Annotated in this window: 11 protein-coding genes; 1 reads left to right on the top strand and 10 read right to left on the bottom strand. The window is 53.0% G+C overall.

What is annotated here, in order from left to right; all coding sequences use genetic code 11:
- Positions 1 to 503: 503 nt before the first annotated feature.
- From VFO10_RS30955 to VFO10_RS30975, 5 genes are all read right to left on the bottom strand, one after another.
- The gene (locus tag VFO10_RS30955) at positions 504 to 1,028 is read right to left on the bottom strand and encodes a hypothetical protein (RefSeq protein WP_325145908.1); all 525 of its coding nucleotides are present in this window, start codon (positions 1,026 to 1,028) and stop codon (positions 504 to 506) included.
- 54 nt (positions 1,029 to 1,082) lie between these two features.
- Entirely contained in the window at positions 1,083 to 2,420 is a 1,338-nt protein-coding gene (locus VFO10_RS30960) for a hypothetical protein (protein ID WP_325145909.1), read from the bottom strand.
- A 744-nt stretch (positions 2,421 to 3,164) separates the two neighbouring features.
- Positions 3,165 to 3,869: a hypothetical protein gene (locus tag VFO10_RS30965; RefSeq protein ID WP_325145910.1), complete on the bottom strand. Its 705-nt coding sequence runs from the start codon at positions 3,867 to 3,869 to the stop codon at positions 3,165 to 3,167.
- Positions 3,869 to 4,540 (bottom strand): TrkA family potassium uptake protein, encoded by a 672-nt coding sequence (locus VFO10_RS30970; RefSeq protein ID WP_325145911.1) that lies wholly within the window; start codon positions 4,538 to 4,540, stop codon positions 3,869 to 3,871. The genes VFO10_RS30965 and VFO10_RS30970 overlap by 1 nt, the downstream gene beginning before the upstream one ends.
- A 29-nt stretch (positions 4,541 to 4,569) precedes the next feature.
- Positions 4,570 to 6,570, bottom strand: a complete 2,001-nt coding sequence (locus tag VFO10_RS30975; RefSeq protein WP_325145912.1) for a TrkH family potassium uptake protein — start codon at positions 6,568 to 6,570, stop codon at positions 4,570 to 4,572.
- Positions 6,571 to 6,700: 130 nt separating this feature from the next.
- Here VFO10_RS30975 and VFO10_RS30980 point away from each other — a divergent pair, with 130 nt between their 5' ends.
- The gene (locus tag VFO10_RS30980; protein ID WP_325145913.1) at positions 6,701 to 8,203 is read left to right on the top strand and encodes a pyridoxal-dependent decarboxylase; all 1,503 of its coding nucleotides are present in this window, start codon (positions 6,701 to 6,703) and stop codon (positions 8,201 to 8,203) included.
- A gap of 100 nt (positions 8,204 to 8,303) precedes the next feature.
- On the opposite strand, the gene VFO10_RS30985 is transcribed toward VFO10_RS30980, so the two are convergent.
- The 5 genes from VFO10_RS30985 to VFO10_RS31005 form a co-directional block, all read right to left on the bottom strand.
- A complete protein-coding gene (locus tag VFO10_RS30985; protein WP_325145914.1) occupies positions 8,304 to 8,432 on the bottom strand; it encodes a hypothetical protein in 129 nt (42 codons plus the stop codon).
- 182 nt (positions 8,433 to 8,614) lie between these two features.
- Positions 8,615 to 11,638 carry a LamG domain-containing protein gene (locus VFO10_RS30990; protein ID WP_325145915.1) on the bottom strand — a complete coding sequence of 1,008 codons (3,024 nt, stop codon included), beginning with the start codon at positions 11,636 to 11,638 and terminating at the stop codon, positions 8,615 to 8,617.
- Positions 11,639 to 11,677: 39 nt separating this feature from the next.
- Positions 11,678 to 13,108 (bottom strand): OmpA family protein, encoded by a 1,431-nt coding sequence (locus VFO10_RS30995; RefSeq protein ID WP_325145916.1) that lies wholly within the window; start codon positions 13,106 to 13,108, stop codon positions 11,678 to 11,680.
- A 289-nt stretch (positions 13,109 to 13,397) separates the two neighbouring features.
- On the bottom strand, positions 13,398 to 15,011 hold the full coding sequence (locus VFO10_RS31000) for an ELWxxDGT repeat protein (protein WP_325145917.1): 1,614 nt from the start codon (positions 15,009 to 15,011) through the stop codon (positions 13,398 to 13,400).
- 342 nt (positions 15,012 to 15,353) lie between these two features.
- A complete protein-coding gene (locus VFO10_RS31005) occupies positions 15,354 to 16,343 on the bottom strand; it encodes a DMT family transporter (RefSeq protein WP_325145918.1) in 990 nt (329 codons plus the stop codon).
- Positions 16,344 to 16,545: the final 202 nt, after the last annotated feature.

Raw genomic sequence — 16,545 nt, forward strand, 5'->3', positions numbered from 1 at the left:
ATTTAACAGACTTGGCCCAGCTGACAGCCCCGGGATAAACCCGCAAACAGGCGGTGGATAGCCAGTTAGCGAATTTTTGTGACTTTTCAAACGCAATAAAGAAGCGTTACCATCGTCCTGTGAAATGCCCGAATGGTCGGGCTTACAAGAAAGGTTATTGGTATGAAAAAAGAAAAATCCCGTAAGACCAGCAAATGGGCCCAGGACCTCCTGTCCCGTCTGGCCGCTGGCGCTCTGTTCAGCTCGCTCATGAGCTGAATCCTCTTCTCTTCCTCGATCCGTCCTCAAAACGATGTAATCCCTACAAAATTTCAAGATGACATGGTTGCGGTATGACCGATGAATTCCGACGGCGAAGCGCCTTCGGCAAAGCGCCTTCGGCCATGCCCCATACGAACTTCCTGGGGACTCCATTCCCCCACAAGGTAATAGGAAGGGAAGTTCAAAATCCTTCCATCGGACTTTGAACCCCCTCCCTGGAATGGAGTCAGAAGCGGAACAGATTATTGGACCTGAGAGTTAGGATTGCAGCTGTTGAATGTTGCGCCAGTTTTCTCTTCGATTTGGATGCTGGGGTCAGCGGTCAGACGCTCGTCGATGACTGGACCGCAGAGGTCAGCCAATTTCTGAACGGCCTGAAGGCCTGCGCAATCCAGTTCGATGTCAACAGCTGGAACAGTCAATTTATATTGCTCCAACACAGTACAAGCGGCGGTGGCTGGACCTACTTCCACGTCTTCAGCTTGGAAGGGTACTGCGTAACCTTTCAGGCTGAATGAAGCGCCGATTTGCTTGGTGTTCTGCACTTCTACGCTTGGCGCTTCAGCAGCTGGGCGCCATTCGGTGGTCACTTGCTTACAGGTCACGACAGCTTTGAAAGGTTTCAGCTGCTCGTTGGCTGAAAGCTCAGTACACTTGTTTTTCAGACCTTCGAGGTTCATCGAAGATTGGCTGCCGCCTTGAGCTGCAAAAGCCGATGCAGAAACTGCGAAACTGAGCGCCAGGACAGACATGGAGAATGTTTTCATCGAAGTAATCCTTATGCAAAGATGGTGTTATACTAAACAGCTGGACGGTCAGGGTTAGAACATCCCTGCCTTTTCCAGAAGTTTTCGGATGTCGCTATTGTATTTTTTGAACTCGGGATTGTACTGATCCTTGTTGTCCTTGCCTTGAGGCAGGAACACCATATCAGGATGGAAGTTCAGGCTTGGACCGATCCACTCGCCCGCGATGATCTTCAGCCGACCGTTGGCATCGGGCTTGGCCTCGTAATAAAGACGATATTCATAAGTCGGAGCCGCAAGGTCAGAAGCAAGGCTGGTCGCCGAGTTATCGACGCTGGCGCGCTGCCGGGTCATCCAGGGGAAGGCTTTCACGACAAGGGCCTGGGGCCTGTTCGGATCTTTCATGATGTTCACGGCCATGCGGAAGACGGGCTTCGACCAGATCTCGGGACCTGGATCCTCGTCGATGACGATGGGTTTTTTCTGCTTGCCCAGATATTCTTCCACGATGCGATGGAACGCTTCGGGGCGCAGATCCTGAATCAGCCCATCGGTGGCGGCGAGACCCTGATAGCGGCGGCCGTAGATTTTGGGCTTATAGCCTTCATAATACTTGATTGTCAGAGCTTTCAGATCGCTCGGCGTGAAGTTGACGCCATCAATGTTCACATCCTTCTGCGGCTCGGGCGTCGTGATCGCGGCCATGGCCCAGGCATCGCAAAGGCCTTCCCATTCCGCAGCGGCGCCATCGAAGCTATTCTCTTCCCATTCGACGATCTTGCTGCCCTTGCCTTGGCTGTTCAACCACTGATCCAGTTTCCGCAATGGAGAGTCGCCGGCTTCAAACATGCTCTTGTTGCGACGCGGATACCAGTAGGCCGCCCATGGGGTGCCGTTTTCCTGCGAGCTATAGATAATGGTTTTGTTTTTATCATTCGCCACCGTCGCGATATTTGCCGGATCAATCGTCAGTTCACCCAAAGCGTCGAAGACTTCGCGCACCGCGGCCACTTCCTCTTTGGGATAGGTCAGCGCACCCAACACCGTCGCGTCACCGTCATTGGCCGCCAGCAGCTGGCGCAAGGACGAATAGCGATCCTTGATTGCGGTGACATCGCTCGTGCCCTTCTGATAAGCCGAACGGATTTCCATCAATTCATTCAGGTCAAGCTGGGCTTTGTAAAGGGCGACGTTATCACCCGCCTCGGCGAGCTTTTTGATTTCTTCCTGTTTCGCATCTATTTGGGATTGAACGTCATTGCAGAGAGTTTGTAAATCAGCCTGGCATCCAGGATTCTCCACCAGGTTGCCCTGAGAATCTATGTAACGGTATTCAGTTTTCTGTTTTTCTTCCTGGCAAGCTACGGTAATCAGCAAAGGCAGAATAAGCGCTAACTTCTGACAACAATGCATGGTGTATCCTATCTACATAACGTTTTCGGGAGCCTTCGGGCTCGATTGAACTGACAGGACCCCATTTGCAGAAGTCGTTCCAAAATGAGGAAGGCATGAGAAACGGCTTGAACGGTTTATGAAGCGAGAAAAACAGCGAACTGTCTGTAGCGGGGATAGTACAGCGGTGATTGCATTTCCATTCATGGAATCGACGCCGCATGGGGATTTCCATGAAAGAGAGAGTGGAAAGATTGAAGCTGTTAAATTTTTTTAAAGCGTGGAAAGGAATCCTGCTTTGCTTTCTGCAGCTTCACAAGCGAAAAGCGCGGCCCCTTCTGCAGTTTCAGGCTTAAGCTTCAGAAGAGGCTCTGCGATGGGTTAAAGCGTGGACGCATGGAGATCCATCCCGGTGGCAATTGGCCTCGCAAACCATAGCGAGTCCAGAGCTTCGTGGGGGAAGGGCGCGGATGCTATTCTTCATCTTCGCATCCATGGACAAGAGAAATTCACAAAGCGGCCTTCCCGGTTTTCGTCAAGGCCAGCGGGCCAAACGCCTTCTCGGAAGCACCCACCCTCGATTTCAGCCTTTTTTGCGAGTCGCTGTTTGCTTTCGTAACATCGACTCTTGGGAACTTTGAGAAGCCAAAGACATGTAGGGAATTCGTGATAGCGATTGAAAACTCTATGAAGACCTTTGGCTTCAGGCAGATCGGCTACCCATAATTTACTATGCGGTTGCTCTGAGCGACGGCCGTAAGCGGACTAACGATCATCCTCGTCATGCCTGCGTTCAATGGGGTTCATGACCTTGAGCGGTCGATATTCGTCGAGGACCCTATTGATGACATCCATGGATCGCTGCACTTTCGGATCGATGCCGGACACCGAGCAGCGACGCAAACGATTGCCACGCTTCCAGTCAAGCAGACATTGACAAATCTCCCGCAAGGGAAAAAGCAGAAATCGCCGAATCTGACTGTGAATGTAAGCAAGACTGACAAATCCGATCAAAGAAAGCAGCGTCACTGACCAGGCGCCCCCCACCGCCGTCAGGCGAAAGGTTTTCAGGGTCTGGGCCCAATGCGTTTCATAAGACTGGGCCAAGGCCAGGATTGTCTTCTCCGTTTCGGCTCGCAGCGCGGCGTCCTGGTGCAAGGTGCGGCTATCGAGTTTGGAGAGCGGCAAAAAGAGCGTGACCGGATGTTTCGCATTCTGAAGCTGATGGCCGGTCTCCGTGAGCGCCTGACTCCAGGCCAGATTCCAGGTCGCAAAATCGGGATCGGGGTTCTGCAAAGAAACTGTCAGGGCATTCAGACTGCGCCTCAGGCCCAGATCGACATCAATCGGAATCCGCGTTTCGTCATTGGCCATGCGTTCCAAAAGATACACGGTAAAAAAACTCAGAATGACCTGTATGATGAGAAGAGAGAGCATGCCTCGATGAAAGCGCCGCTCGAAAACAAACATTAGCGTGGCTCCTTCGTTTCATCCAGAAGACGCGAAACACTGCCGATCGTCGATACGACGACCAGGATATCATCACGATGCAGGACTTCCTCAGGCTGCGCCAGCTTCACTTGCCCGCTCTGAGCGGCGCGAATCGCTACGACTGTCATTTCGTAGCGGCGGCGCAGATTCAGGTCCAAAAGGGATTTATTGGCAAAAGCACCCGGCGTTTTGAATTCCGTGACCACCAGATCCGATCCCAGGGACATTTCCTCCAGAATGGCTTCGTTGATCACCCGGTTGGCGAAACGCTCGCCAAAGGCCCATTCGGGATTGATCACCTCATCCGCACCGACCAGGCTCAAAATCCTTGCGTGGAGTTCATCATTCGCCCTGGCAATAACCCGCCGCGCGCCCATCTGCTTTAAAAGCGCCGTGCAGATGATCGCAGCTTCCTTGGACTGATCCCCTGTCGCGCAGATGCAGACGTCACGCGACGCGGGGTTCAGCTGCCGCAGCATGTCCTCGTCGGTCGCATCGCAGCAGAGCACCTGGGCCGCATAGGCGGAAGCCATCTGCACCTTCTTCTGATCGACATCCAGCGCAATCACTTCAGCATTTTTTTTGGCCAGGGTTTTGATCAAACCCATTCCGAACTGTCCCAGTCCGATGACCATGATCTGCTTTCTCATAGAAACTCCACATCCTTCCAAGGAAATGCTTAGCTGACCACCACGTCTTCGCTGGGCAGAGTCCAACGCTTCCGTACCGGCTGCTCCAGCATAAAGATAAAAATTGAAAGAGCGCCCACCCGGCCCATGAACATACAAGCCATAATTACCGCTTTACCGAAGGCATCCAGCTGCGGGGTAATGCCAAGCGAAAGTCCCACGGTGCCGAGGGCGGAGATCACTTCAAAGAGTAATTTCTCGCTGTCGATCGGCTGCGACAGGATGAGAAGCAGGAAGGCAACCGTAGCCACACCCATGGCCAGAAGCGTGACCGTGAAAGCCCGATAAACTGTTGTATGTTTCAGGTGACGGCCAAACATCTGAACCTCCATCCGGCCGCGGATGATATTGGCTGCGGTAAAAATCAAAACCATGAAGGTCGTGGTTTTGATACCACCGGCGGTACCGCCTGGGCTGCCGCCGACGAACATCAAAAGCATCATGACATAAATGGAGGGCTTGGTGAGCGTTGTCATATCCACGGAATTGAAGCCGGCGGTCCGGGTCGTGACCGATTGAAACCAGGCATTATGCAGCTTATCCACAAGGGATAAATCCTTCAGGCTGGCATTCCATTCCAAAGCCAGGAGGATGGCGGTGCCACCGAATAAAAGAGACACGGTGGCAATCAAGACCAGTTTATATTGAATAGGAACGGGGCCCTCGCGACCCATGCGCGGCATGGCCATCACAAAAGCCGGCGACAGACCGCCGATGATAATCAGCGCAGCCACGGTATGCAGGACCAAGGGATTTTGGTTCCAGGGTATGAGGTTGGTGCTTTCGAGCGCAAAACCGGCGTTACAAAAACCGGAGATGGCTGCAAAGATGCCCTTCCAGGCTGCCATGCCCCAGGATTCACCACCCTTGGCAAAGGCCAGAGTCAGGACGAAGGCTCCGGCCGCCTCGACCAGGAGCGTAAAGATCAGAACCCGTGCCAGCGTGTGGCGCACCTCGGTTTTTAATTTCTTTTGACCGATCGCTCCAAAAAGCGTGGTTTCCTGGGCCAGGCTCATGCGCTGTCCCATCAGGAAAAGGGCCAAAGAGGAAAGAGTCATGATCCCAAGACCACCGACCTGGATCAGGATCATAATAATGATCTGATCGGCGATTTTAAAATCCTTCACCACATCCAAAGTCGCTAAACCAGTCACACAGACTGCACTGACCGCGGTAAAGGCGGCATCTATGAGGGCGATCCCGCCGGCCTCCACCCCTCGGAAAGGGACAGCCAGCAAAAATGTCCCGATCAAACAGAACCAGATGAAAAAGGTGATGACCACACCTTCAGGATGGAAGAAGAGTCCTTCCACAATGGAGGTCATACGCTGCCGCACCCCATTGCGAAAGCGAAAGGTCGGAGCGCAGGCGATCAGACCCAGCACGCTCAGGCGACTGGCGGCCACCAGATAGCTTTGACCTAAAAAGATCGGCGCAAAACCCAGCGCCAGCACCCCGGCTGCGATCCAAAGGCTTCCGCGCTTCCAGGCCTGTCCAGTGTAATACCGATCCAGGAATGAAAAGATCAGACAGAGCCAGGTGGAAAAGACCAGCCAGGCCTGGGCTGTGCTATCGTCCGTGACACGGAAGAGCTGGACCAGAATCCAGTTGAAGCCGGTCATCAGCAGCATGCTTTTCAGAAGATCATGCCGAAACACCTCCGGTCGCCATCGCTCCCGGGTAACGACGCCCGGCAAGAGATAGGCGCTGAGCATGAGGAGGCACAGGATGAAGTAGGCGCGGGCCGGCATCATATACAGATAGAAAAGGGATACGACCGTGGCCGTAACGAGGCCCAAGCCCATGACCCACTGGGCCTTCCGTGCATCAATAAAAAACAGGAAGGCGATCAGGCTTAGTCCAAGGCTGACCAGAAGTCCTGGTTCGAGATGCCAGGATTTCATCTCGGGAATAAGCTGATGACTCGCGCTGAGCACGATGGCAAAACTGGTTCCGAGTGTCAGAAAAAAACCCAGCTTCAACGGATTCAAGTACAGGAACTTCAGCATCATGTCCGCCCAGAAATTTCGCGACCTGCCAGGGATTTTAGCATAGGATGCGCACAGAGTTACCCAGAATATCAGACGCAGGTGACCTCTGCCAGGAAGGACCTTTAATTCCATGAATACGACCGCCGTCTCCTCTTTTCATTTGGACCCTGAAACGCTCCAGCGCGAGCTCAAGCTTGTTCTTGATCTGAGCATGGCTCATCTGCACGAATTGAGACAAAGCCCGGTCAAGCCTGATCTGAAACCGGGCGCCGTCGCCGCCGCCTTTCCCACCGAAGCGCCCGTGGTTCCCCGAACAATGGACGAACTGCTGGAGATAGTGAAGGGACATCTTCTTCCCGCGATCACTCACTGGCAGCATCCTCGCTTTTTTGCGTACTATCCGGCAACCACATCCATACCGGCTATACTGAGCGAACTCCTCATCGCCTTCCTGGGATCGGTGGGGCTGCAGTGGAGCGCGAATCCCGCGGCCACGGAACTGGAATGCGTGGTCATGGACTGGATCATGCGCATGCTGCATGCGCCCGCGGATTCACCCTTTCTGCATCAATCGAAGGAAGGCGGCGGCATCATCCAAAATACGGCAGGGGAAGCGATGGCCGTAATCATGGTGGCCGCGCGGGTGCATCAGCATCGCAAGGATCATGGCGAACTTTCGCCTGAAGAACTCTACTGGCAGGATTCCTCGTCCCTGGTCGTTTACATGTCGGATCAAACGCACTTCTCCGGCCCCAAAGCCGTGCGTGTGGCCGGGATGCGGCTTCATAAAATTCCAGCACGAAAACTTGCGCATGGGAATTATGGGATCACGGCCGATGATGTGAAGGCGGCGATGGCTCAGGATCGAGCGCGTGGCTTGACGCCCTGCGCCGTGATTTTGAATTATGGTTCCACGAATACGAGCGGCACGGATGATCTGGAATCTTTCCGTGACCTGCGCGAAACGGAAAACGTCTGGGTGCATGTCGATGCCGCTTATGCCGGGGCCTCGCTGATTCTGCCTGAGTATAAGGAGCGTTCACGCCTGATTCAGGACCTCGCGACTTCGTTTAATTTCAATGGCTCCAAATGGTTTCTTTGCGGGTTTGACTCCGCGTTCCTCTATATCCGCGATCGCCAGCTGCTGAAAGCGGTCTATGCAGCGGGTGACACGTTTATGGCCAAGGCCGCTGAAGAAGAGGTCTATAACCCCGAGTTCAAAGACTGGTCGATTCCCTTGGGACGGCGTTTTCGATCGCTGCGGATTTGGATGGTGCTCTCCTATTTTGGTTTGGAAGGCCTGCAGAATTATCTGCGGCAGTCCATTGCGCAGGCGGACAGCTTCCGTAAACGGATCGACGAATCCGGAATTTTCAAGCAGACTGTCGCGACGGAATGGGGATTGGTGTGTTTTCAGTTGAATACTGACGACAGCAGCAAAAACGAAAGCTTTTTACAGCGGCTTGATGAGCTGAGCGAGCACGGGAAAAAGTTCCTCGTTTATCCCTCGCAGCTGAATGGAGAGCGCTTCGTTCGCTTGGCTTTGGGCAGCGTTCACAGTGAATCCCAGGATATGGAATACCTCTGGGATGTTTGCTTAAAGGCCGCCCATCATCCTCTTAACCACTCGTAAGATTTGTGCATTCCGCCGACATCTGGCATTTGAATGAATCGCCGCTGGCCACGGCGCCTCAATTCAAGGACAGCACTACGAACCTGCGTCGCGGCTGGCGTCATGTGACGATCACCCGCACTGCCGCGAATTCCAGCGGCAAGGGCAAGGTTCCATCATCAAGATCTGCTGCAGGCCAGAACCAGTACCAAAAGCCGAAGGCCACAATCCAGAGTCTTTGACTTTTCATAAATGTTTTTCCTCCAAATATCGCGGGTGGACTTGCCCACGAACTGCCCAGGTATCGGCAGAATGAAGGAGCGGTCGGTTTCAGACCTCTTATCAGCAGCTTGCCCCGCCCCAGATAGGGCGTTGTAGACTTTACTTCAGGTATTCGCTTCGAAGCGTGGCTCCAGCCTGGGCCCTGCTTTGTTAAAGACCAAACCTGGCTTTACTCGCATTGAATTCCGCCAGCACTTCATCAGCGGTCATGGCCCCGGAACGAATCAGGGTAGGACCGATTTTGCCAGCCCACCAGTTTTCGGTGTGGGGCGTGTTATTGCTCGTGGCTTCAGCCCCTATCAAAATACCATTCTGAATATAGCTGACAGCAACTGTTGCTCCCGCGTCTACAGTGCTGGCAAGGGCGCCATTGACATAGAGTTTGGCATAACGGCCATCGAAAGTTCCTGTAACATGCTTCCAGCCCGTGAATCCCGCTGTGGAAGTCGAAGGCGCTCTATAGGTCCCGCCCGCATAAATCTGAAACCTTACGCTACCCGCCTCAAGTACATTGATGGAATAGCCAGAGCCTTGGGTGCAGCTGATGGAAACTATATAGTACGCCCCAGGCCCCGCAGGTGCCCAGCTGTCTGGAGCCAGCCACTGCGAAATGGAGATGGCCGCCGTCGGTTTAAGCGCACTCAAGTCACCGAGCAGCACATAATCATCAACTCCATCAAAATCCATAACGCCACCGTCGCTGGTCAGGTAAGCGACTCCACCATAAAGAGTCGAATCGAAGGCATTACCAGACAGATCCTTCCAGGTGGTTCCTGTGCCAGGGTATGAGGCCGTGTTACCCGGATCAAAGTAAAGCTGCAATCCGTCAACTGTCTGGCTGCGACTGACGGGTTCGTAAAGCGCCATCTGCCCAACGGAATCACGGACAAGCACAGCCAGAGCGCCGACCGCAAGCTGCGATCCGGTGAGTTCATACGAGGTCGTCGCCTTCGTCCAGTCGAGGAGCACATTGCTGCCACTCAGGGCATTGGCTTCGGCAACCGTATCAATGTCAGCGGAAGCATCAGCCCGCACAAGCTTATAATAAAGATCAGCGGCTGCCGTCTTATCATCCAACGCCGGTCCCCAGCTCATGATCAAGGAATTGAAAACAAAATCGGAAAAGGTCAACGCCGTCCCCACGCTCGGCGCGTTGTCTTGCAGGCTCACAGCCTTCGCCAGCCTTACGTTGCCAAGCTCATCACTGGTGGCGAGCGCGATTGTATAAGAGGATCCTGTCAGGGCGATATTCAATTGAGTGCTTGTCACATTTGCTGTCCAATCCATGACAAGTCCACCAGCGGAAGTCGTGATGGCCGCAACTTCTTCCAGAGTGTCGATAGACTCGGCCGCGGTAGCAAGAACCACTTTGTACTCAATTTTTTCTGGAAGAGTAAAATAGTCTGTTGCTGCTGTCCAGCTCAGGGTGTCGTCGCCGCTCAGCGTGGGGTCCGCCTTAAACCTTGGAGCATCGGTGTCCCAGGCATAGGCTAGGAGTTTAGGACCCAGGCTGGTCATCATACCATCCGCATCGCGAGCGAAAACTTTTCCATAGAGTTCCCCCGCCACTCCAGAATACCGGCAGCCGGTCCGGACACCCAACATTTCATAGGTGCTGCCATTCTCATAACTCTGCAAAACCCGGCAGATATTGGCAAACGTTTGGGGTTGAGCATTCTGCAGCTCAGGAGTAGCCGTCCGGTATGGGCCCCCCATCTCATAGTAATCCGCATAGTCGCTCCTATTACAATAGTCCTCCAGATCCCTATCCCTGCGATCCACTGTGATCGAATAGCTGGTCTTTTTTCGGACGGCCTTTTGCCAGCTTGATCGTTTTACCTTCCCAAGATTTTTTTCAATCGTTTCCAGTGACGTCAAAGCCGCAGCATCCGACGAACAGGCCGACAGATATTCAATCTCTTCAGAAGGCGTGGCTTTATCAACGGCGATACTCGATTTGTGACCAGCATCTCCATACGATATGACTTGTTTGCCATCCAGGTACCTATAACCTGTACTCATCTGGAAGATTTCAAGTGCATCCTCTTTGAAAGCCGGCGCATTCTCATCAACTAAAACGGCAGACTGTGTTCGGTAAGAAGCCAAATTTTTCCCAAGATCGCGGACGAGGACAGCGAAATAATACCTTCTACCTGTAGCCAAACCTGTCGCTTCATACTGAAGCAGATTTGGTGTCCATTCCTGCAGAACTCTGGGCTCCAGCGAGTTGCTGTCGGTAGAATTCATAACTGTCGGGTCTTGCAGGCTGGACTGGGAACTGGCCAGCAAAACTTTGTACTCCAGGCGATCGGCAGGCGTTTCCTGGTCCTGGGCTTGAGGCCAGGTGATGGTAACCGAGGATCCACTGGAGCTGCTTAAAGAGATGGCATCGGCATCAGGCGCTGATTCATCGAGCGTTCGTAGGGAACGCAAGGGCAGGAGAGTCGTGTTACCATCGCTATCTCGCGCGACAATCCCGATAACATAGTCTGTCTCGACAGAGAGACCACTGATTCGCACCTCTTGAATGTCCTGATCCGTTGCTTGCGTCCAGTCCTGCACGATCGAGATACCCGAGGCTTTTTCGAGGATCTGCTCTTTAGTGGGATAACCGAAGTCCTTGTTCCAAACAGCGACCAGATAATCCATTTCTGCGGATTTCGTCGTATCGTCGAGAGCACTGGGAAAGGCTATGGTGGCTTCTTCTTTCTTCACCTGCAGGACTTTGGGTACCCCGCCGGTCATTGGCGAAGCGGCGGACTGAGTGGAAAACTCTTTGATCTCCATGATGCGAATGCGTTCAAACTTGTTCTGTTCAAGCAAGGCCAAGGCATAACTTTGATCGGGAACGAGCCCCTGCAGGAATGCCAGGGATACGCGTGGGCTCCAGTCACTCACGATTTGGACGTCATCGGATGTGGCTGCAATATTGGCTTTTTCAACGGAATCAATGAGATCCCTGCTCTTGGCAAGGACGATCTTGAATTGACTCTCCGGGTTGAGCGTCACATCCAGGTTGAATGTGGCCTGACTCGAATCGAGATAGACCTGCTGTACATTGGCGAGGGAATCAAAGCATGAGTAGCATTGTCCTTTCCGCTTGACACTGCAAGTGGACATCAATACGGCCAAGAGAAAACCGAAGATCACGTAAACATTCTGCACGATTTTCATGGGAAATTCCTCGTCCTGTCCATGGCTTTTGCCCAACTGCTATTGTCCAGAAAGCTCATCAATTTTAGCCTTGAGCGTCGTGGCATCCACAACCCCGTGAATTTCGATTTCAGCACGCCTGTTCCAATGCGAGGTTGGATTCTGCGATTCCAGCAAAGCCGCGGTGCTTACGCCCATGCTTTTCACGCGGTCACTCGGCAGTCCTTCGTTGATAAGAATAGTGGCCTGACGCTCCCCGCGCTGTGTCGCCACGCGACGATTGATTTCGGCATTGCCTCGTGCGTCGGTGAAACCAGTTACAGTCAAAAATTTCCATTGATCGTCGTGAGCTTTCAGCAGCTTGGCGAGTTCGATCAGAAAGCTTTTGCCTTTGGGTCCGACATCCACTTTTGATTTATCCATAGTCAAGGTCTCAAGTCGCAGACTGATGGTTGTGGCGCTGCGTTTGCTCGCAATCTGTGTCTCGATGCCCCTGAGTCTGCCCATCGAGCGACCAGACAGGAAGATATCGACCCTTTGCCGGGACAAGGTGTCTCCCTCACCCCTGGGAGTTTCTGCTATGCCCAGGCGTTCCCCATTGATCCCCTGAGCAAGGAAGAAATCGTAGACGGATTTTGCCCTCTTCCCGCTCAAGTCGGCACCATAGAGTTCAGTTTCGGTGTTTTCCGCGTAGCCTATGATCGACAAGCGGGTCCAGGCATCAGCTTGCTCCTTCAGTATGTGTGCGAGGCCACCCGCATAGGTCTGCAGTGAGGTCGGTAACTCCGCTTCACCCAGAGGAAAGATCAGCACGCCACTGCCGATGGCCAAAGTCTCTTCCGCGACCTGTGGGGCTGACTCAGGAATCGGTTCCGGGGCAGACACGGCTACAGGAGAGGACTTCAAGGGTTCTGCTGCTGCCGTTTGACCAAGCTCCAGCAGGATACCCAAACCATAGCTGCTGCGATTCTCGCGGTAGAATTTATTGTTGAGGTCCCAGGCATAGCTGGCTTCCAGGTAAGGGCTCCAGGCACCACCCACAGGAAATCGCAGGTGAACGATGGGGGCAAGCCGAGCGACGGTTTGAATGGATTCAGTATCTTCGTAGCCCAAACTGGATCCTTTGCCTGTGGATATGTCACTGACGAGGCCAGCGTGCAGATACGGTTCAACACCAGGAATGGGATAAAGATAGCCGAGTTTTATGAGGATATCGGAAACTTCGACTTCCTGGCTTCTATCATAGTTTTCCCCTGTGGCCTGCCCGCCTCTGAAGCCAATTCCATATTGCAGGTATCCTTGACCAAGAGGCGAATAACCGCCGAGCGCGAGGGAATAGCCCGAGCCTTCCTTGTCGACCTCAAGCGCATCGGTGGTCTTGAGTGAATACCGATCATAGGTTGAAAGGAGGAAAAGCTTGGAGCTTGCGTCTTTGTCTTCAGCAAAAATGGGCGCCGAAGACAGTAAACTGAGGAAGAACCACTTTCTCATCCAGGATTCCCTATCACAAGAGATGTTCAGCCGCGCGCCTCGTGAATGTTTCTCGTAAGAGAGCGTCACGCGTTGGCGGCTTTTCCCGCTTCATTTTTGGCAGCTATAATAGGCTAAGATTACCATGACCGGACTTCGCTAGACAACGCTTCCAGTATGGGATTGAGCGGCCTAGGATGTTCGGCCTAGGCTGAAGAATCTGCGGTCCGTAAAAATTGATTTGTCTGAGGAGAGGACTTCTTAATTCAAGGCGCGGTCTTGAACGATCGAACGCGCCAGCGAACCGAATTCAAAGGTTCGATCCAGTAGAACCTGGATTGATGTCTTTCACCAAAACGGTACCGGCCGTGGTGCCATCAGACTTCCAAAGTTCGGAGCCATACTCCAGGCTGGTGACACGAAAGTAGACATGAGTTCCATCGTAGGCGAAAATACTGGGAATACCGCCTCCACTGCCTTGGATATCCTTAAGCAAGACGGTCCCTTCGCTTGTGCCATCACTCACCCAAATCTCAGTCCCGTGAGCGGCATCGGTTGCGGTCAAAAAGAGCTTGTTGCCTGTCACCACTTTGATTGAGGGAGAGCCGTCCGTCGCACCCTCATAGATATCTTTTACCAGAACAGTTCCGGCCTCGGTGCCATCCGTTTTCCAAAGCTCAATTCCATGAGTTGCGGTTTTGGCACTGAAATACGCAAAACCGCCCATGATGGTTATCGGACCAGGACTGGACCCAGTGGCTCCAGCAGCGATGTCGTTGAGCATCACGGTACCTGCCGCAGTCCCATCGCTTTTCCACATTTCAAGACCGTTGACTCCATCATCCGCTGGAAAGAGCAGGGTGTTACCTAAAACAGCAAGCGTGCTATCAATAACGCCGGACGTAACGCCACGATCGATCTCCTTGATCACGCTTGTTCCCGCTTCGGTGCCATCCGTTTTCCACAGTCTTTTGATTTGATGGGGTGAACTAAACTCCAGGAAATATGCGCTATCACCCATGCCTACTACTTTACCAGGGTAGCTGCTATCGGTCCCTGCCACCACATCCTTCACAAGAACAGTACCGGCGTCCGTACCATCACTGGTCCAAAGCTCAGTGCCATGAGCGGCATCATCGATGTTGAAATAAAGGCGATCCTTGGCGACAGCGAGGTTGCCTGGACCCCCACCATTACTGCCAATATCTTTAACCAATCCCGTTCCATTTGCCGAACCATCGGTCTTCCACAGTTCAAGTCCATGGGTGCCATCATTGAAGGCATAGTAAAACTGTGAGTCCAGCTTCACGAACTTCAGATTTGCATTGGCTGATACCACATTCCCGGTATTATAGAAGATTGACGTGCCGTCGCCGGTTCCATCACTTCGCCAGAGCTGGGTTCCGGTATCACTGCCTTTGGCTAAAAAATAGAGCTGGTTTTGAATCGTGTGGGACATGAAAGTATTGTATGGCGCCCAGGGACTGGCTGCTGAATTCACTTCATGCAAGAACGTTGTCCCTGCTTCCGTCCCATCGGTCCGCCACAGACCGCGTTCACCGCTTGTACCGCTGTTCGCATAGAATACGAGAATTTTTTTACATTCAATGGCCACATCGCTTGGATTTTCTTTGACTGTTCCAGATCCGTTCGTGATCGAACATTCATTCAACAAGGAATCGACCCATTGACCGTCCAAGCTATCAATGGCTACTGCATAGCTGTCACCTTCCTTCAGGACAGCCGCAAAAGTGAAATTACCGTCTTCTGTGAGCGTCAAGGATTCCGATTCATTGAGATTGAAAGTCAGACTCGCGCCCGGCAAGAGACCACTCACAGTACCCTTCAAAGTATAAGTGGGAGCGAGCGTCTCTGCCCCGGCCGTGGCTGCGGCAGTGTTGGTCTTCTTCTTCTTCTTCTTCAAACAGGCGCTGCTATTCCACGCCAAAGTCATCATCAAAAGAGCGAGCCTGGGCTTTTTCATCTGTCACATCCTAAGTGCAATGATCGTCTCGAATTCAGGCTTTGATTCGGCAGCATGGGCCAAACCTTGAGCCATTGACGATCATGCACGCAAGATTTGAGAGTATAATTTCAATCGACTCCCTTGATTTTGTGCAGCAGCTATTTATACGAAGTTAAAAGTAGAGCAAGACCACCCAAAGCCTAGCCCGAAAGGCCTAAGCCGTCTTTGAGGAACCCATGCAGGCTTCATTTCATGCATTCCTTTGAAAGGTCAGCGGGGCGGGAAACGGTTCGTTCGTGATCAATGACAGCGGGCCCTGAGCGGCGCCCGCAGCGAACGCATGCTCAAGAGCAAAACACTGGATAGAATACATACAGCCGAGATCACATAGCTTGGCTTGATCGTCTCACCCAGAACGAAGTAGGAAACAGTGGATCCGATCAGGGTCTGCAGGCAGATAAAGCCACTGACCGTGCTCGCCGGCAAATGTTTCAAAGTCCAGAGATTCAAGAAATAATTGATGACCGTAGGGCCGAGGACGATAAAGCCGAGGGTTCCGATCAGCTGGGGTGTGAATCCGCTGACGACTGGAGTGCTGTCCATGGGGGCCTCCTTTAAAAAGAGGCTCACGATGGACCCGTTAGGATCCTGCATGAGCTGCCAGATCCAGCTTCCCAACAAGAGCAGAGCGAACCAAACGACAGCGGCCCCGAACATGCGGCTCGTGAATTCCACCGCGGACTGCCGGCCCACATAATCGCGCGAGATGACGAGATAGAAAGCGTAAACAGCAGCGGATACGAGGCACAGGGCGTTCCCCAGAAAGATCGAGGCGTCCAGCTTTTCGATCATGTGCAAAAGCCCTTCACCAAAAAGCAAAAGAACGCCCATGCCGCCCAGAAGAAGGGTGATGGCCTTGCTCCATTCGAAGCTCTCGCGTTTCAAAAGAATGGCGAAGCCGTAAGTGAAAAGTGTGATGGAAGGAACGACGACGACCGTGGCTATGGCGGTGGTGTGGGTCAGAGCGAGGATCAGAAGGAACTGATTCAACGCGATGCCGAGGAGCGAGAGCATGAAGTAGACTTTCGCGGGCGTTTTCGTTCCGACGCCTGATCCCGTCTTGCGGCTTGACCATAATTTATAAAAGACAAAGAACAAACTCGCACCGAGCACCGTGCGAATTCCAAAGAGCGCCAGTGGAGTCAGGGTATTCAACGCCAGTTTTTGCGCGACCGGGAGTATTCCAAAATTGAGCTGCACGAGCATCAGGGCAAGAAAGGCAAGCGGCATAATCGTGACCATTTCGCGGAAAGTTAGTTGGCCTGAAAGCCAAGTCTATCAGGCACAAGCATGGTCCTTCTACTCCCATTGATGGCTCCTTGCAAGAGGCGAAAGATGCAGCCGCTGGGGACTGAAAACCCCTGGACATGATTTATGTTTCCGGGTGTACAGAGGCAAATTCGATTGACATCCCACCCCGGCCCGGGGCCAA

The sequence above is a fragment of the Oligoflexus sp. genome (assembly GCF_035712445.1).
Taxonomy (GTDB): Bacteria; Bdellovibrionota_B; Oligoflexia; order Oligoflexales; family Oligoflexaceae; genus Oligoflexus.

Coding starts and splice junctions, on each gene's coding strand:
- VFO10_RS30985 (WP_325145914.1), bottom strand. CDS start 8,432: ATGAAAAGTCAAAGACTCTGGATTGTGGCCTTCGGCTTTTGGTACTGG.
- VFO10_RS31005 (WP_325145918.1), bottom strand. CDS start 16,343: ATGCCGCTTGCCTTTCTTGCCCTGATGCTCGTGCAGCTCAATTTTGGA.
- VFO10_RS30965 (WP_325145910.1), bottom strand. CDS start 3,869: ATGTTTGTTTTCGAGCGGCGCTTTCATCGAGGCATGCTCTCTCTTCTC.
- VFO10_RS30995 (WP_325145916.1), bottom strand. CDS start 13,108: ATGAGAAAGTGGTTCTTCCTCAGTTTACTGTCTTCGGCGCCCATTTTT.
- VFO10_RS30955 (WP_325145908.1), bottom strand. CDS start 1,028: ATGAAAACATTCTCCATGTCTGTCCTGGCGCTCAGTTTCGCAGTTTCT.
- VFO10_RS30990 (WP_325145915.1), bottom strand. CDS start 11,638: ATGAAAATCGTGCAGAATGTTTACGTGATCTTCGGTTTTCTCTTGGCC.
- VFO10_RS30980 (WP_325145913.1), top strand. CDS start 6,701: ATGAATACGACCGCCGTCTCCTCTTTTCATTTGGACCCTGAAACGCTC.
- VFO10_RS30970 (WP_325145911.1), bottom strand. CDS start 4,540: ATGAGAAAGCAGATCATGGTCATCGGACTGGGACAGTTCGGAATGGGT.
- VFO10_RS30960 (WP_325145909.1), bottom strand. CDS start 2,420: ATGCATTGTTGTCAGAAGTTAGCGCTTATTCTGCCTTTGCTGATTACC.